This is a genomic window from Aureisphaera galaxeae (assembly GCF_028561275.1).
Classification (GTDB): Bacteria; Bacteroidota; Bacteroidia; order Flavobacteriales; family Flavobacteriaceae; genus Aureisphaera; species Aureisphaera galaxeae.
The window spans coordinates 105,364-126,869 of the sequence record NZ_JAQQTF010000018.1; the positions used below are offsets into that span (position 1 = coordinate 105,364).

19 protein-coding genes and 1 tRNA gene are annotated in these 21,506 nt (G+C 40.5%); 15 read left to right on the forward strand and 5 right to left on the reverse strand.

Annotation, left to right across the window (positions count from 1 at the left end):
* Positions 1–24: 24 nt before the first annotated feature.
* Together POV27_RS17570 and POV27_RS17575 are read left to right on the forward strand one after the other, a co-directional pair.
* Positions 25–3,261 (forward strand): DUF3892 domain-containing protein, encoded by a 3,237-nt coding sequence (locus tag POV27_RS17570; RefSeq protein ID WP_272864101.1) that lies wholly within the window; start codon positions 25–27, stop codon positions 3,259–3,261.
* Positions 3,262–3,549: 288 nt separating this feature from the next.
* Positions 3,550–5,193: a T9SS type A sorting domain-containing protein gene (locus POV27_RS17575; RefSeq protein ID WP_272864102.1), complete on the forward strand. Its 1,644-nt coding sequence runs from the start codon at positions 3,550–3,552 to the stop codon at positions 5,191–5,193.
* A 156-nt stretch (positions 5,194–5,349) separates the two neighbouring features.
* On the opposite strand, the gene POV27_RS17580 is transcribed toward POV27_RS17575, so the two are convergent.
* On the reverse strand, positions 5,350–6,471 hold the full coding sequence (locus POV27_RS17580; RefSeq protein WP_272864103.1) for a LytTR family transcriptional regulator: 1,122 nt from the start codon (positions 6,469–6,471) through the stop codon (positions 5,350–5,352).
* 250 nt (positions 6,472–6,721) lie between these two features.
* On the opposite strand from POV27_RS17580, the gene POV27_RS17585 reads away from it, so the two are divergent.
* The 11 genes from POV27_RS17585 to POV27_RS17635 all read left to right on the forward strand — a co-directional run bounded on the left by POV27_RS17585 (position 6,722) and on the right by POV27_RS17635 (position 14,174).
* A complete protein-coding gene (locus POV27_RS17585; protein ID WP_272864104.1) occupies positions 6,722–7,117 on the forward strand; it encodes a hypothetical protein in 396 nt (131 codons plus the stop codon).
* Positions 7,118–7,151: 34 nt separating this feature from the next.
* Positions 7,152–7,712 (forward strand): YceI family protein, encoded by a 561-nt coding sequence (locus POV27_RS17590; protein ID WP_272864105.1) that lies wholly within the window; start codon positions 7,152–7,154, stop codon positions 7,710–7,712.
* Positions 7,709–7,933 carry a hypothetical protein gene (locus POV27_RS17595; RefSeq protein ID WP_272864106.1) on the forward strand — a complete coding sequence of 75 codons (225 nt, stop codon included), beginning with the start codon at positions 7,709–7,711 and terminating at the stop codon, positions 7,931–7,933. The genes POV27_RS17590 and POV27_RS17595 overlap by 4 nt, the downstream gene beginning before the upstream one ends.
* Before the next feature lies 1 nt (position 7,934).
* Positions 7,935–8,339, forward strand: a complete 405-nt coding sequence (locus POV27_RS17600) for an OB-fold protein (protein ID WP_272864107.1) — start codon at positions 7,935–7,937, stop codon at positions 8,337–8,339.
* Between the two features lies 1 nt (position 8,340).
* Positions 8,341–9,186, forward strand: a complete 846-nt coding sequence (locus POV27_RS17605) for a DUF5777 family beta-barrel protein (RefSeq protein ID WP_272864108.1) — start codon at positions 8,341–8,343, stop codon at positions 9,184–9,186.
* Positions 9,187–9,190: 4 nt separating this feature from the next.
* On the forward strand, positions 9,191–9,418 hold the full coding sequence (locus tag POV27_RS17610) for a hypothetical protein (protein WP_272864109.1): 228 nt from the start codon (positions 9,191–9,193) through the stop codon (positions 9,416–9,418).
* Positions 9,419–9,479: 61 nt separating this feature from the next.
* Positions 9,480–10,661 carry a hypothetical protein gene (locus POV27_RS17615; RefSeq protein ID WP_272864110.1) on the forward strand — a complete coding sequence of 394 codons (1,182 nt, stop codon included), beginning with the start codon at positions 9,480–9,482 and terminating at the stop codon, positions 10,659–10,661.
* 132 nt (positions 10,662–10,793) lie between these two features.
* Positions 10,794–11,219 carry an OB-fold protein gene (locus POV27_RS17620; RefSeq protein ID WP_272864111.1) on the forward strand — a complete coding sequence of 142 codons (426 nt, stop codon included), beginning with the start codon at positions 10,794–10,796 and terminating at the stop codon, positions 11,217–11,219.
* Positions 11,212–11,757, forward strand: a complete 546-nt coding sequence (locus POV27_RS17625) for a YceI family protein (RefSeq protein WP_272864112.1) — start codon at positions 11,212–11,214, stop codon at positions 11,755–11,757. Before POV27_RS17620 ends, POV27_RS17625 begins: the two co-directional genes overlap by 8 nt.
* Positions 11,747–12,670 (forward strand): DUF5777 family beta-barrel protein, encoded by a 924-nt coding sequence (locus tag POV27_RS17630; protein WP_272864113.1) that lies wholly within the window; start codon positions 11,747–11,749, stop codon positions 12,668–12,670. The genes POV27_RS17625 and POV27_RS17630 overlap by 11 nt, the downstream gene beginning before the upstream one ends.
* 289 nt (positions 12,671–12,959) lie before the next feature.
* Complete coding sequence (locus POV27_RS17635; RefSeq protein ID WP_272864114.1) at positions 12,960–14,174, forward strand: sensor histidine kinase; 1,215 nt, start codon at positions 12,960–12,962, stop codon at positions 14,172–14,174.
* 128 nt (positions 14,175–14,302) lie between these two features.
* Here POV27_RS17635 and POV27_RS17640 read toward each other — a convergent pair whose 3' ends face one another.
* Positions 14,303–14,557: a DUF202 domain-containing protein gene (locus tag POV27_RS17640; RefSeq protein WP_272864115.1), complete on the reverse strand. Its 255-nt coding sequence runs from the start codon at positions 14,555–14,557 to the stop codon at positions 14,303–14,305.
* A gap of 147 nt (positions 14,558–14,704) precedes the next feature.
* Positions 14,705–14,777 (reverse strand) — tRNA-Gln (locus POV27_RS17645).
* 239 nt (positions 14,778–15,016) lie between these two features.
* Here POV27_RS17645 and POV27_RS17650 point away from each other — a divergent pair.
* Both POV27_RS17650 and POV27_RS17655 read left to right on the forward strand, forming a co-directional pair.
* Positions 15,017–18,316 carry a glycosyltransferase family 117 protein gene (locus POV27_RS17650; RefSeq protein ID WP_272864116.1) on the forward strand — a complete coding sequence of 1,100 codons (3,300 nt, stop codon included), beginning with the start codon at positions 15,017–15,019 and terminating at the stop codon, positions 18,314–18,316.
* Position 18,317: 1 nt separating this feature from the next.
* Entirely contained in the window at positions 18,318–18,950 is a 633-nt protein-coding gene (locus POV27_RS17655) for a polysaccharide deacetylase family protein (protein WP_272864117.1), read from the forward strand.
* Here the strand turns inward: POV27_RS17655 and POV27_RS17660 are convergent.
* On the reverse strand, positions 18,947–20,080 hold the full coding sequence (locus tag POV27_RS17660; RefSeq protein WP_272864118.1) for an alginate O-acetyltransferase AlgX-related protein: 1,134 nt from the start codon (positions 20,078–20,080) through the stop codon (positions 18,947–18,949). The two genes, POV27_RS17655 and POV27_RS17660, sit on opposite strands and share 4 nt — an antisense overlap.
* A 7-nt stretch (positions 20,081–20,087) precedes the next feature.
* Positions 20,088–21,464 (reverse strand): MBOAT family O-acyltransferase, encoded by a 1,377-nt coding sequence (locus POV27_RS17665; protein ID WP_272864119.1) that lies wholly within the window; start codon positions 21,462–21,464, stop codon positions 20,088–20,090.
* Positions 21,465–21,506: the final 42 nt, after the last annotated feature.

A 21,506-nucleotide genomic window follows, 5' to 3' on the forward strand; every position in this document is an offset into this window, starting at 1 on the left:
TCAGGTGTTAAACACAATACAGTCATGGAAGGAAAAAATTATTACAGCAATAGAGCAGATTTCAAGGAAGACATGCGAAGAAAGAAGCATTGGTTTCAAGAACAAAGAGGGATAGCTTCCCGTGAGGATTTTGATGAAAAAATACAGAAAGCGGTCGCCCACATTAAAGAAGCCCGAAAGGTAAAAGGTAAGCCCGTCGATCCCCTAAAAGGTAAATTAGACAAGGATATAAAGTACCTGGGAAAAGTAAAAGGACTATCACTAAAAAAGGTCGAAGTTCCAAAGAAAAAAGATTCTGAAAATTTCGTAAGCCATGGAATAGCGGTTTCTTCCGATTCTAAATTTCTTAAGGGCTCCATTGTTTTTAAGCCTATGAGAGGGAAAAAGAAAGATTATAATTTGCCCACGGCCAAGGTGTTCTATTTTGATGAGAAACAACGACAATGGAACATCATAGATGACTCTGGATACAATGCCAAAGACAACTACTTTTTCTGCAATGTATTTAGACCCGGGGTATATGCAGCAATCGCGCTTCCCTCGGATAAGGAGCAACTACGAAAGATTGCGCTAAGCCGTTTTGCTTTCCTAAACATTAAATTCGGTCAGGATGTGGGCATTGTGGATAGGGCCTCCGATTATTTCGATAAAAAAGTCTTCGATCAGTTGTGCAAACAGGCTGTAAGTCCGGATTTAAGTGTAAAAGACCGGAACGCATATATCAAGGCCAGCAAGAAGGTCCATGTAGAAAGTCTAAAACTAAAGAAAGAATGGCCCGATCAATTTGCCTTTAATGGACAACCCGAATGGCACCTTTTAGAAGATATGCAGGACAATTCCCCTCAGTTCATTCTAGATCTGGAACTCCAAGATATTCTCGATTTATTGCCCTTGCTTACACGCTTGTCAAATCGTGTTGGGAGATGGCATAGCCTAGGTCCTAACAATATTAACGGACGGGTTAAATCGCTTGTCATTCATCCCACCAATGGCAATATTCTCTATGCAGGAGCAGCCAATGGCGGAATTTGGAAGACTACCAATGGGGGCGACTCTTGGAGACATCTTTGGAAATTTGAATCGACCATGGCCGTGGGTAGTCTGGCTATATCTAAAAGTTCTCCAGGAACCCTTTACGCTGCCACTGGGGAGTATACACCGGGTTATGGCCCTAGCTATAGCGGGAAAGGTATTTATAAATCTACAAATAGCGGGGACTCTTGGACCAATATTGCACCCGAAGGTGACGTAGGATCGTTGTGTTCAAAAATTGATATTCACCCCACCAATCCAAATATTGTTTACGTAGCAACCAATTCGGGCGTTTATAAGACAACCAATGGAGGGAGCCATTGGGATAAAGTATTAAACGGTGGAGCCAGCGATCTGGTTTTAGATCCCGATACTCCCGAAACCTTATATGCAGGGATCCGCAATGACGGTCTCTACAAAACGACTAACGGAGGCGACGATTGGGATAAAATAACCGATGACAACGTAATCATACCCATCATTAGTTGGTTGTTTCCACATATAAGAGGCGACTTTCCTCAAGATAATGATGCTGGTTGGATTAAAATAGCCATGGGAAAAAATGGCGTTGGAGGAACAGGCTTTTTGGCAGTTAAATTAGGACAGCGGGGAGAACGCATTTTGACCTCCGGTAATGGTGGCGACACCTGGTTTCCTTTGCCGGGAACCGAAGAGGTTAGGTACAATGAGTGGTGTACGCTTATTGCCGTTCATCCCAATGACCATAAGTGTATCTATGCAGGTGGTGTTGGATTGGATTATACTTTCGATGGCTACAATTTCTCGAATACCAGTGGTACATGGGCAGACCATCATGTAATGGTCTTTCACCCCACCAATGACGATATTTGCTATGTATGTTGTGACGCAGGTGTATATAGATCTGAGGACAAAGGGAGAACGTATACACTTAAGAGCAGGTATCTAAAAGCAGCCCAACTCATGAGTTTGGGCGTGGCCGATACTGGCACATTTGTGGCGGGTTGTGCCACCCAGGATCAAGGTATTATCCAGACGGAAGGAAGTCCCGAATGGGATAATTTTGGTGGTGGTAACGAATGGGGGATGTTTGTGGTGGATCCAAATGACAGTGAGAACATCTTCATTTCCCCAGGTTCGGGTGCATTGCGAAGAAGTACCAATCGTGGAAGGAACTTTACCACGTTACAGAACGGCTTAAGGGATTTTTGGGTCGAGGAAGATCGGGACACCAAATTGGCCAGTTTTAGACATGTAGCAGTTAGACCTGGAAATTCAAACATCGTTATTGGAGTGGCTACACTCAGTGATGAAGAAAAGGATGACGATGGGAATGTAACCAATACGTATCCCACCCAAAGGCGTATATATATAACGATTACCCAAGGCGATAATTGGGCTACAGCATTTGATCTTGAAAGCGACAGAGGCACCTTTGTGGCTTTTGCTCCAAGTGACGGAAATAGGGTATATGTAGCTACAGAAGGAGGTCATATCCATAGAAGTAACACAAGCGGTCTTCTTGGCTGGTCAAAACCGTATGCGGATGCAGATCGACCCCCTGCGGGAATCATTCGATCGATCACTGTAGAACATTCAGATCCCGATACCCTTTATATCACCTATGGAAACATTTATCCCAATGTGTACCGATCGGAAAATGGCGGTGAAACTTGGGAGCCCGTTTCAGGGGATCATTCAACACTTACCTTGCCCGATATTTCAATGAACAGCCTAGTCATAGACCACGAGGATTCGGATGTTTTATATGTTGGTTCCGATGTGGGAGTGTTTCGCAGCAATGATGCCGGATATAGTTGGTACTTCTACAATGATAGTGTAGACGAGTATGATCTACCTATTGTATTGGTAACAAGCTTGGGCATGCACAAATCGACCAATCGCTTGTTTGCCTCCACCATGGGACGTGGGCTCTATTACACGTTTACCTCTGGTTTGGTGAATTTGAGAATAACGGAAATCAGCCATTATTTCAGAGGCTTTAGGTTTAGGGGCATCCAGCGGGTGAAAGTCACGGACGGATCACAAAATTGGATTATGACCCGAAATGAAGTGATTAATCGAATTGAAGCTGGTTCCAATTTCTATACGATAGGTTCGGACGGCAGCCGAGCCGAGGTGATTGTGATGCGACCCGATGCACAGCATCCTTTGGATTATATAAAAACAACACCCGATCATACCCTAGCCGACAATCTCCTTTCATTACCGGAATTCTATTCGTATTGATTTGGCAGTGATTGACCTTATTAAAAACAAAAACCCGAGTCTTCACTCGGGTTTTATACTTCTTATATTGAGAAAACAAGGTGCATTTATTTGATATAGTGAATCTTACACACAACTATATGCGTAAGCTAATCATCCATATATTCAAAAAAGCCTTATATTTATTTCGACCTATAGATTCTATCAAACAGTAATCTATGTACCTTTTCTTTGAAGGACACATAGCATCTGTAGCAATCGAAATTTCCCAAACCTCACCACAACAAACCTTAATAAAATGAAGAACTTATGTTACGGAATTATCTTACCCCACTACTTTTCTTAATTGCCTATACGCTATATGCCACCGATTATCATATTGGCCCCGGGCAACCCTTAACCAATATTTCTGAAGCACCTTGGGATGCCTTGCAAGCCGGTGACCGAATTTATATCCACTGGCGTGACACACCCTACTACGAAAAATGGGTCATAAATGCCCAAGGAACCGAATTAAATAGAATTGAAATTATAGGCGTAGATGGTCCTGAAGGCCAAAAGCCGATCATTGATGGAAACGGAGCCACAACCCCTTTATATTTGGACTACTGGAATGAATCGAGGGGACTTATCAAAATAGGTGGTTCTAGCATCCCGTCTGATGGTTTGCCGAGTTATATCACCATTAGAAATTTAGAGTTAAAATCGGTAAGGCCCGCCTATAGCTTTACGGGAGACAATGGGCAAACCGACACCTATTCCAGTAATGCGGCATCTGTATATATTGAAAAGGGACAGCATATTATCATAGAGGACTGCATTATTCATGATTCTGGAAATGGGATTTTTATTGGTGCAAATGGCGGAGATACACAAGACATTCTAATTGCCAATAATTACATCTATGACAATGGTATTTCGGGAAGCATATTTGAACATAATACCTATACTGAAGCTCTAGGAATTACCTATGAGTACAATAGGTTTGGCCCCTTAAGAGCAGGTGCCCTTGGCAATAATCTTAAAGACAGATCTGCCGGACTTGTAGTTCGATATAATTGGATTGAAAGTGGAAATCGACAATTGGATCTTGTGGATTCCGGATCAGCTGCTTTGTACAATCACCCTTCCTACTCCACTACATATGCTTACGGCAATATCCTTATTGAACCCGATGGAGCGGGAAATTCTCAAATCGCACATTATGGAGGTGATAGTGGAACACAATCTCAATACAGGAAAGGCAACTTTTATTTTTATAACAATACCGTTATTTCCACTAGAAACTCGAATACCACCTTGGTACGGCTTTCTAGCCAAGACGAAACCATGGATGCGTTTAATAACGTAATTTATACTACTAACAGCGGAAGCACCATGGCCATGATTAATGACGCTGGAACCTTTAATCTATATCACAATTGGATAAAAACAAATTGGGTAAATTCTCATAGCGGCTCACCATCGGGTACTGTTAACGACCAGGGCAACAACCTTGATGGAACCGATCCATTATTTACCGATTTGGGAAGTCAAGATTTCAGCTTACAGAATATTTCTCCATTAATTAATGCAGGTACCGATATCCCTGCAATCCATTTACCCGATAACGATTTGTTATATGAATATCTTGTTCATAGTAGCGGTACTGCAAAAAACATTATTGGCAACATAGACATCGGAGCTTTTGAGTACCAAGATCCTTTATCTCTAAATAACTTAGTACGAGAAGACATACAAATCTATCCCAACCCAGTAACGGATGTTTTCCATATAAGCATGGAGCAATCCATGATAAAAGAAGTTAACCTGTTTACTGTTTCTGGAAGGAAGGTACTAACTGCAAGACAAAAGAATCAATTAAATACGGTCGGTCTCAAAAGTGGCATCTATATTTTGAAATTAGAAACCATAGATGGGTCCATAATCAACAGAAAAATTAGTAAGGATTGATTTGCTTGGCCATGTACCCCTAAGAATTATAAAAAAATCGAGCATCTGCTCGGTTTTTTTATGCTGCCCCTCTCAACCTTAGTTATACTTCGATGGACAGGTAAGGCTTGAAGTCAAATAAGAAAGTGAGATAAATTCGCGCTGATATTAAAGCGTCTATAAATTTAACCATTGTTTAAATTCAGCTGCACGATTCTTGCTAATAATAATGTCGGTTTCGGATTCTGGGTTGATCAAAATTTTAAGTTGATTGTTCCCATAGCGCATAATTTTATCGATGGAAGATATGGATATTATGAACTGACGGTTAGCCCTGAAGAAAATTGTTTGGTCCAATTGAGAGAACAACTCGTCCAAACTGGAGTTGGCAGTGGATTTCTTCCCATCTTGGCATATTACATATGTAATGGTATTCTCAGTATAGATATACGAAATTTCTTGGATTGCAATAGGCACAAGTTCATGACGGATATAAGTTAGAATACGCTTTTTGGTATTGGTATCCTCTCCTTGAGCGTCCTCTTCTTGCGTATCTTCGCGTTGATCGATAACACGCTGTTGATATTCGCTTACAGCACTATTAAGTTTGGTTAGGTTAATGACCTCATCCGATAATCTTTCATTCTTCATCTCCAGCATTTTCTCATATCGACTACCGATGATTCTGACCATAATAACGGAGGAAAGTATGAAAATAAACCCCATAACCAGCAGAATATTTAGAAACTTCTTTCTTAAATCCCCAATTTGAGCAGCCAATAGGGACGTATTGGTATGGCCCGCCACAATCCAATCCGAATTTGGGACAGGATAGAGATTTACAATCTCAGAATTGTCTTTCCTCTGAAGTGGTCCATTCTGTATTTCCGCTTCACTTCTCTCCAATAGTTGGTATAATTCGTCGGATGAGACCTCGTCTGAGATCGAATTGATGATAGACTCTTGATGAGACAGTTGTTTTCCAAGTTGCGTTATATTTGGATGACATACTACTTTACCCGACCAATCGAATATAGTCACGAAGCCAGACTCCAAATCGGAGTTTTCAATACTCGCTTGCACTCCAATTAAAATGGAATCTTTTGGTATTCCATGCGATAATTGATTTCCAATTAAAAGCGCCACTTGCTTTACCTCTCTTTTACTAACATCCAATTGTGTGTCAATGACTTTATTCGCGGCTGCATCCACGAAATACCGAATAGCGAACGTAGATATGATAACAAACAACAGAGTAATCGCCACAAAGGTGAACAAGTAGAGTCGGTCTTTTCTCATAATTCCAATTGCAATTAGTCCATTATTGGATGAAGGGGTCTTTTAACAGGATAATAGCAGATTCAAATATAATCAGGAATGTTTTGAATTCAAATTTGCCGGATTTTGAACCTTAAAATCTTCCCTTTTAAAGCCAAAATTTCCTTCTCAGAAACATTTATAGTGTACAAACCCCAATGAATTAGGTATTTCGCACTGTCATCCAAAAACAAGTGGATTTCGAAATTCAAATAAACAAAACAGTTCTATTATGAAGCATATCATTTTCCTTCTCGCAACATTTTTCGTCTTTATTACCACAAGTTGCACTAGTGATAGCGAAGACGACTTGATTGAGGCAGTTGAAAATCAAAACGACACAAATGAGGATCAAAACAGTGACCCAGCAAATTTCGTTACCTATGTTGACGATATTCGGCCCATCCTACAAAGCAGTTGTGTTCGGTGCCATGGAAATCCACCTACTAATGGAGCTCCATTTTCACTTATAAATTATAGCCAGGCAAGTAATCGTTCCAACCAAATTCTTAGTGCAATGTCCAGATCCAATGGTTCACCTGGAGCCATGCCTCCCTCGGGCAGATTGCCCCAATCCACGATAGCTCTTGTAGAGCAATGGATCGCCGACGGTATGCCAGAAAATTAATCTAGAACTTCCTATAAACCAAATATTATATACGATGAAAACAACAAAGAGTTTATTCACAATTCTATTAATAGTCGCAGGATTTACAAGCAAATCTGCCTTAAGTCAAAAATATATTGATACCCAAGGGGCCATAGTTTTTGAGGCTTCCGAAGAACTTTTTGAACCCGTAAAAGCAACCAATAAGACCGTAAGTATGGTGGCAGACATGAGTAAAAATGAAATCGCCGCACTCGCACTTATGAAAGGGTTTCGATTTAAGAATTCGCTCATGGAAGAGCATTTCAACGAAAATTACGTAGAATCGGAAACCTATCCCAAAGCCATCTTCAAAGGGAAGCTAAAGGACTTCAATTTTTCACAATGGCAGGAATCTTCTGCTATGGTCTTGGTAGAAGGGACCCTAAAATTACACGGCGAAGAGAAGGCGATCGAAACTCCTGTTACGCTCACTCGAGATGGAGACACCATTCGTCTTCAAGGATCTTTCAGTGTTACTCCTGCAGATTTTGCGATCGAAATCCCGAAGATCGTTCGTAATAAGATTGCCAAAGAGATAAAGGTTCTACTTGACTTTAATCTCACCAAAAAATGAAAAAAACAATCCCACAAACCTTCTCGGTTTTGATCATTTTAGTCATTTTTTCTGTTGGATTTACCAATAAGCACAACTACTTCCACCAAGAAACCGATAAAATAAAATCTGAGAAATCCATGGAACAATCAAAGGATCCATTACAACATAATGCTGCTCACTTTAATGTGACTCAGAATGACCAAAATGGAACTACAAAACACAACCACAGAAGACGTTAAAATGAAGAAAAAAACCAAAGTTCTAATTTTCATTTCACTGGCAGCAGTTATTACCGCTTTCGCAGTATACCAATACACTTTTAACAGCAGCCATCGTGATATTGCCAGTGAAGCTGCCTTTACTTCCATTACGGCCCAAAGCATGCATCAGGAATTTTCAAGTGATGAAGCCAGTGCTTCCCAAAATTATTTGGATCAGGTGATAGCTATTACGGGAGTCGTTTCAGAAAAGACAAAAGAATCCCTAACTCTCGACAATCTGGTCTATGTAGTCATGTCACAACCCCTTCCTAAAGAGATTGAAGTGGGAACGGAATGGTCCATAAAAGGCAGATGCATAGGGTACGACGGGCTTCTTGAAATGGTAAAAATAGATCAAGCTACCACCATAACTAAAACTGACTAACATGAAATACTTAGTATTTATATTTTCTCTATTAACAGCCGCAGTATCGGCACAGGACGATTTGTTGTCCGAAATAGACTCCGAGCAGATCGAAGATTATAAATCGGCTGCTTTCAAAGGACTTAAAATCGTGAATTTCGAATCTACCAAAATGGTTTCCAAGAAGGAACTCTACTTTGTAGTTTCTCACAGGTTTGGATCTCTTGAAACAGGTTTGAGCGATTTCTTTGGCCTTGATCAGGCAGTAACTCGACTTAATTTGATCTATGGAATTTCCGATGGAGTAAATGTCGGAATATCACGCAGTTCGTTTCAGAAAATATATGAAGCCTCACTCAAGTTACGGCTTGTCCGTGAGCGAAAAGGAGGAGCTCCGTTTACAGTGGTTAGTTCCAGTAATATTTTGATAAATACCGCACTGGACAAAGACTTTTTACCCGGTCTGGAATTTGAAAACCGATTGGGGTATACCACCCAATTACTTATCTCCAAGAAGTTCAACAAAAACTTCTCACTTCAGCTCATGCCTACTTTTTTTCATGATAATTATGTAGCTATAAATGAGCAGGATAATTCTCAGTATGTTATCGGATTTGGAGGAAGGCACAAGCTCACCAAACGAGTGTCTATCAACTTTGATTACGGCTTACATCTTAACCGTGCGGAAACATCACCCTTCAATGATCCGCTCTCTATAGGATTTGATCTTGAAACCGGCGGCCATGTTTTTCAACTCCACTTCACCAACGCCCAACCAATGAATACCAACGGTTTTCTCGGTCAGGGCACTGGCGATTGGGGAGAAGGAGATATTTTCTTTGGATTTAATCTTTCACGCGTTTTTTGATATCATGATAGCAACAACACCCCCTTTTTTAGCTCGCGTTCCGATTGAAACATGGTTTTGTTCCGATGAAAGTGTCGAAATCAAAACTGCCTTAGAAGGCCTTGAAGGAATTGAACGGGTAAGACCTTTTCCACAAGATAAGTTGATCCTGTTTCACTTCTATACCAGTCACGCATTATCATGTGCTCTTAATGCACTTGGAGACCTTGGTTTTGAAGAACTCATTCATTAGCAACACAAAGAATAACAATTTGAATTCTAATTACATAAATAACACAAAAAGAAAAACTAAAATGAAAAAGCTATTTTTATTAACGTTCGCAATTTTTAGCATTATCAGTTGTAGTACAGACGATTCCGATAATGCCGACACCACGAACCCTACTACCGAAGAATTAAATTCGATACGCCTAAGAAATGATTCCAATTTTGGAAATGTATTGACCGATGCAGATGGATTTACCTTATACTTCTTTGCTCCCGACGCAACAGGAGATTCCAATTGCGTTGGAGGCTGCGTTGACGCATGGCCCATCTTTTTCTCAGAAGACCTTACGCTTGATTCAGGCCTGGATCCTGCCGATTTCGATTCAATTACCCGAGGTGATGGTCAAAACCAAACAACTTATAAAGGTTGGCCACTTTACCTATTTGCCAGCGATACGGAAGCCAATCAAATAAACGGTGATGGAGCTGGCGGAGTTTGGTTCGTAGCTAAACCTGATTATTCATTGATGCTGGTAAGAAATCAATTGGTCGGACGCGATGCGGATGGAGTTGTAACCAATCTTACTAGTCAATACGAGCCTGGTGAAGAACAAACATTCTACTTTACGGACGATCGCGGTAACACCTTGTATAGTTTTATTAATGATACCAACGGGGTTAACAATTTCACAGCCGAGGACTTTTCCAATGATGGAGTATGGCCCATTTTTGGCCCCCAAATTGGCGCACTTCCTAGTGTAATGGATGAATCAGAATTCGCGGTTATCGATGTCTTTGGAAGAACACAAATCACTTACCGAGGATGGCCTCTTTATTACTTTGGTGGAGATGAAAACCGAGGTGAAAATTTTGGTGTAGGTTTTCCGCAAGCCGGTATTTGGCCCATACTGAACAATGAAATTGAGGAAGCCCCACAAGACCCAGGCGACATCATAGAGCAGACCTTTCAAGTAACCAACAATGGAGGGATTTCCTATGTTTTCGAATCGTTTGCTGAAGAAAACCCGAATCTTGAATTACAAAGAGGAAAGACCTATGAGTTTGTGATCAATGCTCCAGGACATCCTTTTCTCATTAAAGATGTTCAAGGAACGGGAACCAGCAATACATACAATGATGGAGTTTCAAATAACGGAGCATCCGAAGGTGTGATTAGTTTTACGGTACCTACAGACGCCCCAGACACATTATTTTACAATTGTGAGTTTCATGGTTTAATGACCGGCACAATTTCTATTATCGATTAATTTATAGTTGAGGTTTGTTTGATTAACGGGATCCTAAAGGTCAAATTTTGCATACCTTTAGGGTCCTAAATTTTCTAAAAACAGCAAATTCAATTAATTGGATTAATGGAGTGCTTTAAGAAATAACAGGACATGAAACGCAAAACACTTTTTATCGGAGTCGCTGTAGTCTTTTCACTGCTAACGACAACTACCCTCATTAAGTGCCAACTTGATCCGGATCAAAGAGTAAGCGACGCAAGCACCGTCAACTCAATTCTTGTAGATGAATTAATAACGGACGAAAGCGACAATAGTTCTCATTTAATCGGTGACGTCATTGCCATAAGCGGCTTTGTGGAGGAAGTAAACTACCTAAACAATCGGACAACCATAATAGTAAAGGGCAATAGCACAGGAAAAAAATCTGTGATCTGTGATATGCAGAAAAGTCAAAGAGCGCTTATCGATTCTCTAAAAGTAGGGCAGGCTATTACTGTAAAAGGCATTTTAAAAGGATTTCTTCACGACGTAATTTTATTGAATTGTATAATTTCCTATCCAACCAATCATGATTAAACAATTTTTTGCTTTATTATTGATTGCGACCTCAATGATACCGGATACTAACGAGAAGATTATTGCCCGGCAAGGGAGGGTTTCCTTTTTTTCCTACACTACTGTTGAAAATATTCAAGCCGACAATAACCAAGTACTAAGTATTATCGATATGGAAGATGGGAGTATTGCGGTTAGTATGCTCATGAATGCCTTTGTTTTTGAAAAGGCACTGATGAAGGGACACTTCAATGAAAGCTATGTGGAATCGGATCTTTACCCCAAAGGTGTTTTTGAAGGGAAGATCATAGATTTTGACCCCAATCAACAAGGAGAACAAATTAAAATGATCGAAGGAATCTTCACTATGCATGGTGTACCTAACGAACTTAGCATTAAGACAAAAATTGAAAATAATAACGGCAAATATGTCCTTACAGGAACTTTTGAGACACTTGTTGCAGATTATGACATAAAAATACCTGCCTTGTTATCTGAAAATATCTCCGACCGAATTGAAGTTAACTTCCGATTTGAATTCCAGCCTTATGAGAACTAAGAATATCTTTACCGTTTGCTTACTGCTATTGGGAGTTGTACTTAACTCTAATAGCCAGGATCTTCTAGAAATTCTCGACAATGAGCAAAAAAGTGAAATTGGCTATGTTCCTGCCACTTTTAAAATGACTAGAATTGCCTTTGGGCATTCTACCGAAACACGAAGTAAAGGGGTCCTTGAAGTTTTTGCAGCCAATCGATTTTGGAATACACCAGAACCTAGATCCCAGAGTTTTGCAGCCGATAAACTAAGCACTAGAATCGCCCTCGAGTATGGAATAAGTGACCGATTGTCTATGGGTATAGGCGGTACCACATTTGATGGATTGTTCGATGGATATCTAAAGTATTCTCTCTTTAACCAACAGGGAGGAGATGATCCTTTCCCTTTTAATATTACATTATTCCAAGGCGGAAGTTATAACAGCTCAGGGATACCAAATCCTGCCATAAATGATGACTTCAATGACCGGCTTTCTTTCACCAGCCAAATTCTTATCTCGAGAAGGGTTTCGTCCAATTTTTCTGTTCAAGTTGCACCTACATACGTACATAAGAGCCTTGGGTTAACAACAGAAGATCCAAATAACTTTTTCGCCATGGGTTTTGGTGCCCGATATAAATTAGGACTGCATGTTGCCGTAGTTTCAGAGTATTATGCCACGTTTAATCCAATTGAGTCATTTAACACCTATGGCCCTTTTGCGCTTGGGGTGAATTGGGAACTCAGTGATGTACAATTGCAGTTTATGTTGACGAATGCAGTAAATATGGTTGAAGACACCTTTATCACACAAACCCGTAATAATTTCAATTTCAAGAACCCCAACCTAAACTTCGGTTTTAACGCTACGTATGTGATTCACTTTAACAATGCACTTCGAAACACAAAAAAACGAACAGACAGCAAGTAGGTGGGAATAGCCAAAACCCCAAACTTATCGTACATAGCTCGTTTTACTTGATCCGAAATTTTCCTTTTTAAAGCCATTTTTTCGCTCTAACATAGGTTTTTGCGATTCTTCAGTAGGTTCCATAGTTACTTTGCGTCAGTAATTTAAACATCGTGACTATGAAAACTATCAATGCAATTATCAAGGAATTAAAAAAAGTAATTGAATTTATAAAAGAAATGCCTGCCTCGGCAAGTTATGCCATACACCGCTAGAGAAATATCCCGTCTTACGTTTAAATAATATGACTATGATTACACAACCCATTATTTTGAAAGAACCTAAAGGCAAGTTGATTCATTCTAATCGTGAAAAATTCAAACACCTGAACACTTTACCCGATGCCATCTTCGAAAACATGACTACCGTAGCCAAACATATTTCCAATTCGGCCGGGGCTATTATTGATTTGGCGCATGGCCATAAAAATGCAATTAAATCCCACAGAGGAATCGCTTTTAATGGGCTTGAGGATGAGCTTGAATTTGTATGCTTATGGAACAACAATCCAAATCAACATGTTCTGGTTGAAAGCGCACACAAAAACAAAAGATTTGCGAAAAGCACTTTGCTTTCTAGATATGGCTTAAAATGTTTGGCTGTAATCCCCATATTGGATTCGAGCGGAACTTGCCTTGGGGAGCTAACCATATGTGATATTCAACAAAGACTACTAACCCATGAACAAGAAAACGCTTTATCCAATTTTTCAAAGCAAATCACGGGTTTGTTTGAAGAACGACTTAGAAATTTTGAATTTCAGCAAATCCAAACATCGCTTGAGAAACAAAACAAAAACCTCGAGCAATTTGCTGGTATCGTGTCACATGATTTAAAAACTCCATTAGGCCAAATTGTCAAGTTGATAGAACTTCTTGAAAATGGCATAGACAATAATGACAGTAGTGAGAACCAAGAATATATGCAATACTTAAAGGCAACCTCGCTATCGCTTAGTAGCTACATAGATGAGATTCTTACCTCATGTAAAAAAAACAATATGAAGGAACTCATTGATGTTGTAGAATTGATTGAAAGTCTACAATCCATGTTTAAGGGAGATAAAACCATTTCTATCAACTTTCGGTCTGGGGTCGATAAAATCATTACCCATAAGGCAGCCTTAAAACAAATACTTATCAATTTGCTTTCCAACGCCATAAAACACAACGACAAAAGTCGACCCATTATTAATATTACGCTCGAAAACAATGTGGACTATTATCTGTTCAGGGTTCAAGATAATGGTCCCGGCATTCCAAAAGCCTACCTAGAAACTTTTCCCTCCACCCCCAACCCAGCAACATGCAATGGTAAAAAGCTTGGTATAGAAAGCGGTATGGGATTAACAATTTTTCAGGAATTGGTTCTGAATCTTGGTGGGGAAATTAAGGTGGCATCCAAAAAAGGAGTTGGCAGCATTATTTCCTTTACCGTTGCGAAAGGACATTCCGGACTTACATAAATTCTATTTATGAATGAAGGACAAAACGTTTTGAACTTTTGGGTAGGATCTACATTTTATGACCATCTTTTTGATTGAAACAGAATTAAATAAAAGAAATTGAATGCACAATTGTGCTCGGTTGTATATCATATTGACATCTTTCGCAATTTCTTCCGAACATAAAAAAAGCGAATCGTTCCAATAAGGATTATCAAAATGGATACAAGTAGAAAAATATAGCCCAATTCCCGTAAGTTCTCCAAAGCTTCAATTTTGACTATGGCAAAGCCTGAGCTTATAAGCACAGCGAAGGTTCTAAAATAAGCTAAAAAAGTTCTTTCATTCGCCAATTTACTTCTTACTAATGCTAGATGATCGGTAATTTTTAATTCAGATTTCATTTAGTCACTTTTTATAATTAATCTATCAGGGCGTTTCTACCCACTAAAGTAAATCGTTTTTTAATTTCTTCTTCATTAACAAGGGATTTTGGATCTACATGTAAATAAAAAAACCCTCAGAGCTTGTAAACTCTAAGGGTTTCGTTGTTGGCCCACTAGGGCTCGAACCTAGACTCTTCTGAACCAAAATCAGACGTGTTGCCAGTTACACCATGGGCCAATACCATAATGTGGGCGCAAATTTAAAACATTCTTCGGTACACACAAACAAATTTTCAGAAAAATGACATCCTCTATTCCCTAATTTTCCATAGAAAATTGAAATTTTCGGGTCTAGTCCCAAATTCCACCCTATTTTTCCTCAAATTCCCAACCACTTCACCACCCCTTAGTAAATTTTTATCACTCCGCTTGCCATATAATTAGTAAATTCGCCTCAACCAAAATAAGGAACCCTTCATGAGCGATTTCAATTACAAAAAATGGAACCAGATAATAGGATGGTCCGTTTTTACCATTGCCCTCCTAACCTACTGGCTCACCGTAGAACCCACTGTAAGCTTTTGGGACGCAGGAGAATATATTACCACAGCGAGTAATCTTGAAGTGGGACACCCCCCAGGAGCACCGCTCTATCAGCTGCTTGGAGCCTTCTTTTCCATTTTCGCTATGGACTCCGATAGTATCGCCCTTACCATAAACCTCATGTCGGTTTTTGCCAGTGCATTTACCATACTTTTCATGTTCTGGTCGCTCACCATGTTGCTTACCAACATTGTTTCCAAAAACAGTGAAATCAATAAAAACAATAGTATTGCTATCCTCGGAAGTGCCGCCGTAGGATCATTGGCCTTTACCTTCAGCGATAGCTTTTGGTTCAGTGCGGTCGAAGCCGAGGTATATGCGGCCGCAGCCTGCCTCATGTCCATCATGTTCTATTGCGGACTGCGATGGGAACGTGAAATGTTCACTTCCCGGGGAGATCGTTGGTTAATTCTCATTGCCTTTATCGTGGGGCTTTCCTTTGGGGTTCACTTTATGGCCTTGCTTACTATACCCGCTATCGGGTTTTTGTATTTCTTCAAAAAGTACAAGACCATTACCATTAAAAATTTCATCATCGCAAATATCGTTACCGTAGCTATCCTACTATTCATCTTTAAGCTACTATTGCCGATGACCATGAAGTTCTTCAGTGCGTCAGAATTGTTCTTCGTGAATTCCGTAGGGCTACCGTTTAACTCCGGTACTCTTATTGCCGGAATGCTGTTTATTGCGCTGTTCTATTTTGGCCTTAAGTACACCCGCAAACATGGATATGCTATGTATAACACCTTGTTGCTCTGTGTACTCTTTATTTTCATCGGATTTTCGAGCTGGCTCATGCTACCAATTCGGGCCAATGCGGGAACTGTGATTAATGAGAACAACCCAAACAACGCCAGGGAATTGTTGGCTTATTATAATAGAGAGCAGTACCCAGAAACCCATTTGTTCTATGGACCTCAATTTACAGAGACCTATGTAGGACTGGATGCCCAAAATCCATACAAGGATGACAAACCCAAATACGAAAAAGACCTGAAAACCGGGAAATATGTGGTTGTAAACGAATGGAAAAACGCTGGACAAAACACTGACGATGCCCAAAAAGCGTTTCTTCCTAGGATGTGGAGTTTAGAGCACAATGCCAATTATCTTGAACACACCAACGGTTTGGAGTTCGGTATAAAATATCAATATCGGGGTGAACAACGTTTGGTAGAAGAGGTAAACAAATTTAAACAAGCCCATGCCGAAGGATTGGTAGATGGAGAAGATTACAATGAATTCCTAACACAGTTTGGACCCTTTTTAGATATTAAAAAACCTTCCGCTTGGGACAACCTTACCTTTATGTTTCAACACCAGTTCAGTTATATGTACTGGCGTTATTTTATGTGGAACTTTGTAGGACGGCAAAACGATGTGCAGGGACAAGGAGATAGGCTTAACGGAAATTGGCTCAGCGGGATAAAACCCTTGGACGAATTGCGGTTGGGATCGCAGGAAAACCTTCCTAGCGATATGGCCGATAACAAAGCACGAAACACCTATTTCTTCTTACCCCTTATATTAGGAATCCTAGGACTCGTGTTTCATGCCAAGAACGATTCCAAGAGTTTTTGGGTACTATTGGTACTGTTCCTTTTTACAGGACTCGCCCTTAAGGTGTACCTCAACGAGCGGCCCTACGAACCTAGGGAACGGGATTATGCCCTTGTAGGCTCTTTCTACGTCTTTGCCATGTGGATTGGATACGGAGTATATGCCTTTTATGAAATTATAAAAGAGTATATAAAACCCAAAACCGCTATCCCAGTGGCATTGGGAATTTCCCTTTTAGCAGCTCCTGTGCTTATGGCTACCCAAAACTGGGACGACCACGATCGTTCAGGAAGACGCACCGCCAATTCTATGGGGCGCATGTATCTCGATTCCTGTGCCGAAAACAGCATACTGTTCACCATTGGGGATAACGACACCTTTGCCCTTTGGTACCAGCAAAATATTGAAGAATATCGGCAGGACGTCCGTATCGTCAATACAAGCTTGTTCCAAACGGATTGGTATATCGATGATATGAAGAAAAAGGCATTTACCAGTGACCCCATTCCTTCACAGCTTACCCATGATAAGTATACCTACGGAACGCGGGACGTCATTGCGTTTATGGAAACCAAAGAAGACACCGTCGACATTAAAACATGGATGAATTGGGCCGGAAGTGACAATCCTGCAACCAAAGTAGAACTGAACAGCGGACAATTGATCAGTTCATTCCCTACCAAAGTGATTCGAATTCCCGTGGATAAAGAAGCCGTGCTTAGAAATGGCATAGTGGCACAAAAAGATGCCGACAAAATCGTTCCCTATATAGATATCACCCTAAGAGGAGACTTTGTATATAAGAATCGTTTGCTCATGTTAGATATAATCGCCAACAACAACTGGGAACGCCCTATTTATTTCAGTGGGGGTGCTTTTGGTGATGACGATTACCTTTGGATGAAGGACTATCTACAATTGGATGGAGTCGCCTACAAACTTGTTCCTATCCGCACTCCGGTAGACCCTAGAAACCCGTTCGACATGGGTAGAATAGATGCCGATAAAATGTTCGACGTTGTTATGAGTTGGGACTGGGGGAATAGTGGTAACCCAGACATTTATCACGATACCGAAACACGTAGAAACGGTATTACCTATCGAAGTCATTTGGCCCGCTTGGCCGAAGCCCTTATCAAGGAAGGCAAAAAGGAAAAAGCCGAGCAAGTGCTTGATCTGGCGATGGAAAAAATGCCTGTGACCCTATTCGAATACTATTCGTTGCTAGAACCCTTTGTGCAGCAATATTATGAAATCGATAATAAGGAAAAGGCACGTAAGGTATTTGAAGAAACCTCCAAAAAACATCAAGAATTCCTAGCTTACTATGGTGCAATGACTGTGGGCGAACAAGGCGATATGATCGAGGAAATCTATACCAAGATGAATCAGTATGAAAGTTTGGTCGAATTGGTATATACCTATGACGATTCCGATTATTATCAACAAGAAAAAGAGAAATTCTTAAATCATTTAAATACCTTTAGAGGGTTCTTTGCCCGTTTGGGCATCGATATCGATGAAGAATTCCTTCGCAAGGAAAAACTAACCGAACAATTTTTAGATTCACTGCTAAGGGAGGACAGCTTAAAAGTAGACTCAACCGAATAACATGCGACCATATCGGGTAAAAACGCCAAGCTTCTTACAACGGATATTTCCGAAGCGGGTGTGGCGATTGCCCAATAACAAAAAGGAAGTATACCTTACTTTCGATGATGGTCCCATTCCCGAAGTTACCCCTTGGGTACTGGATACCCTGAAAAAACACCAAGCCAAGGGGACTTTCTTTTGTATTGGAGACAATGCAGTAAAGCACCCGGATGTTTTTCAAAGAATCCTTTCTGAAGGACATAGCGTAGGAAACCATACCTTCAACCATCTCAATGGCTGGAAAACCCCAACCCGGGAATATGTTGAAAATACCGTGAAAGCTGAAGAAACCTTACAGCTAAAGAAATCGAAACTCTTTCGCCCACCCTATGGCAAGATCCGGGTCGAACAATCGAAGGCACTTCGAAACTTAGGCTACCATATCATTATGTGGGATGTACTTAGCGCAGATTTCGACCCTTCGGTTTCAAAAGAACTGTGCTTTCAGAATGTATGCGACCACATGAAACCGGGAAGTATCGTTGTCTTTCACGATAGCCTAAAGGCAGAAGAACGATTAAGGCATGCACTTCCCAAAGTCTTGGAACACATTGATAAAGAAGGATGGAACTGTAATAAAATTGCCTTTTAATTAGTCAATAACCTTTCAATATTGCGTTCTACCAATTCACGGATTACAATGTCGGGCGCTTCCTTTTCTATCACATCTTCATCAAAATTACTATAGCGCAACATGACCGTCTCCCCAAATGTCTCTCTAAGATACTCCCTTAGAAGTGTATTATAAGAATCGCATAACACCAATACCTTAAGCGGTTTTCCCTCGCATACATACCTTCGCTCGTAATTGGAAGGATAGGACGTAAAATAATCGGGAATGGGAAGTTGGGAAGGAATCTTTTTAAAATTAGATTCCTTGGGCTCAAAATAAACGGAGGTTTCATTACTCTCCATTTTCAGCATATCGGTTAAATCACCCAAAGGAAAGGGCCCCGTAGTAACTTTAAAATCATCGAACGCAAGGGGAGTTACTTCAGGAAAGTCTTTTGCTATACGATTTGCAATCGCTTGATAGCCCAAGAAAGCCCCATAATGATTCCAATGCGAATCTGTTTTATAATAAAGCAAGGGACTATGATCTGAGGGCAAATACGAGGACAAATCCAACCAGTTAAGCGAAGTAGGCCGCAATGCAGCATCCAACTGCTCACGTCTGTTTAAGCCATTTGTACGATCTATAGGCAAATATTCTTGGTACACCGTATGTTTATTGGGAGGCATAACTACATAATAGGCAATGTCTCGTTCCTTTAACCAATCCCGTTTACGTCGCAGTCGCTCCACGATTAGATCTACCTCTTCTTGAGTAAAGGCTGAAATCCCTATGGATTCCTTCACGACATTGGAGTAACTATCCCCTAAAAATCGCCACCCGTCGATCCCAGCAACGGTTTTATCGGGAATGGGGTTGGCCTTAAATACATTAGATTGAATACCACTGTAGATATAAAAAACCTCATCCTTGAAAACAAAATCCTGGGTATAAAACTTGTCTAGGTCCCTTCGGAATTGTACTGCACTTCGATAATGGCTTTTGGCTTTATTCAATAAGCCTTTCTCATCCTTCTGTTTCAAAACGTATTGAGGAAGCAGTGTCCCCGAAGCTTTATCCTTCTCCCTATCTGCAACATCCAGCCATTGCACACAGCCCGCACCACCCAGCACGAGTATAAAAAAGGCAACTGTTATGACCCTGTTCATTTCCATATTAAAATCTAAAGTAAATGAAAGGGTTATACGTTTCGGAACCTATATAAACAATGGACAACACAAAAAGGGAACAAAATACAACAGGTCGTAGTAGGGGTATTCTTTCGGGCAATACTTTATCATCAAGAAACTTGTATACGGGCATGGAGAACACTACCGCTACTAGAACAAAAAACAATGTTCGTGGGGTTAGGTGATGGTAAGCGAGGTAGCTATTAAGCGATACCTCTCCGGACGAATACACAAACATTTTCTTGAGGTACAACAGGGCAGTAGAGAGATCGGCTGCCCTAAAGAACACCCAACCTATGATAACCACCAATAGGGTATAAAAATGTTGAATGGGCTTCCAGCGACTCGATAACCAAGCGTCGAACCCAACTCGCTCAATGACAATGAAAACCCCATGAAATAATCCCCAAACCACAAAATTCCAACTAGCTCCGTGCCATAGGCCCGTTACGAAGAAAACGATAAACAAATTCACATAGGTTCGGTACTTTCCGGATCGATTTCCTCCCAATGAAATGTATACATAATCCCTAAACCAAGTGGAAAGCGATATATGCCAGCGGCGCCAGAACTCTTTTATACTTTTTGAAATATAGGGGTAGTTGAAATTTTCCAAGAATTTGAATCCAAACATCCTCCCGAGCCCGATGGCCATGTCGCTATAGCCCGAAAAGTCGAAGTAAATCTGAAAACTGTAGGCTACTATTCCCAACCATGCCATTGGCGTAGACAAATTGCCTATATCTTCTGCAAAAATTCCATCGGCAATAGCGCCAAATGTATTGGCTATAAACACTTTTTTGGATAGCCCAATAATAAATCGCTCGACTCCCTTATGAAAATTAGAGAAAGATATCTCCTTATTGTTTAGTTGATCATTGATATCGGCATACCGAACAATTGGCCCTGCCACCAATTGAGGAAACATGGTTACGTAACAAGCAAAATCGACAAAATTGCGATTCGCGGGCACCTTCCCTCTATAGACATCTATGGTATAGGATAAGGTCTGAAAAGTATAAAAGCTTATCCCAATGGGCAATGCAATGGTAGGCAGGGTATCGAAAAAGTCCCCGGTATAGCCAAATCCGTCTAAAATGGCATGAAAATTATCGAAGGTAAAGTTGAAATACTTAAAGAAGCCAAGGAGTGAAAGGTTGGTGGCAATGGACATTCCCAAACCTAATTTTCGAAATCCCTTTTCAATAAGCTGCCCAGCAAAAAAGTCGACCACTGCGGAGGTGAGCATAATGATCACCAATAATTGCTCTCCCCAGGCATAGAAAAACAAACTGGCCAGAAAAAGTATGAGTGTTTTAAGTCGCTTGGGCGAAATGAAATACGCCGCTAAGACAATGGGCAAAAAAAGAAAAAGAAAAACGGTACTGCTAAAGACCAAAAGCTA

Coding starts and splice junctions, on each gene's coding strand:
- POV27_RS17570 (WP_272864101.1), top strand. CDS start 25: ATGGAAGGAAAAAATTATTACAGCAATAGAGCAGATTTCAAGGAAGAC.
- POV27_RS17575 (WP_272864102.1), top strand. CDS start 3,550: ATGTTACGGAATTATCTTACCCCACTACTTTTCTTAATTGCCTATACG.
- POV27_RS17580 (WP_272864103.1), bottom strand. CDS start 6,471: ATGAGAAAAGACCGACTCTACTTGTTCACCTTTGTGGCGATTACTCTG.
- POV27_RS17585 (WP_272864104.1), top strand. CDS start 6,722: ATGAAGCATATCATTTTCCTTCTCGCAACATTTTTCGTCTTTATTACC.
- POV27_RS17590 (WP_272864105.1), top strand. CDS start 7,152: ATGAAAACAACAAAGAGTTTATTCACAATTCTATTAATAGTCGCAGGA.
- POV27_RS17595 (WP_272864106.1), top strand. CDS start 7,709: ATGAAAAAAACAATCCCACAAACCTTCTCGGTTTTGATCATTTTAGTC.
- POV27_RS17600 (WP_272864107.1), top strand. CDS start 7,935: ATGAAGAAAAAAACCAAAGTTCTAATTTTCATTTCACTGGCAGCAGTT.
- POV27_RS17605 (WP_272864108.1), top strand. CDS start 8,341: ATGAAATACTTAGTATTTATATTTTCTCTATTAACAGCCGCAGTATCG.
- POV27_RS17610 (WP_272864109.1), top strand. CDS start 9,191: ATGATAGCAACAACACCCCCTTTTTTAGCTCGCGTTCCGATTGAAACA.
- POV27_RS17615 (WP_272864110.1), top strand. CDS start 9,480: ATGAAAAAGCTATTTTTATTAACGTTCGCAATTTTTAGCATTATCAGT.
- POV27_RS17620 (WP_272864111.1), top strand. CDS start 10,794: ATGAAACGCAAAACACTTTTTATCGGAGTCGCTGTAGTCTTTTCACTG.
- POV27_RS17625 (WP_272864112.1), top strand. CDS start 11,212: ATGATTAAACAATTTTTTGCTTTATTATTGATTGCGACCTCAATGATA.
- POV27_RS17630 (WP_272864113.1), top strand. CDS start 11,747: ATGAGAACTAAGAATATCTTTACCGTTTGCTTACTGCTATTGGGAGTT.
- POV27_RS17635 (WP_272864114.1), top strand. CDS start 12,960: ATGATTACACAACCCATTATTTTGAAAGAACCTAAAGGCAAGTTGATT.
- POV27_RS17640 (WP_272864115.1), bottom strand. CDS start 14,557: ATGAAATCTGAATTAAAAATTACCGATCATCTAGCATTAGTAAGAAGT.
- POV27_RS17650 (WP_272864116.1), top strand. CDS start 15,017: ATGAGCGATTTCAATTACAAAAAATGGAACCAGATAATAGGATGGTCC.
- POV27_RS17655 (WP_272864117.1), top strand. CDS start 18,318: ATGCGACCATATCGGGTAAAAACGCCAAGCTTCTTACAACGGATATTT.
- POV27_RS17660 (WP_272864118.1), bottom strand. CDS start 20,080: ATGAACAGGGTCATAACAGTTGCCTTTTTTATACTCGTGCTGGGTGGT.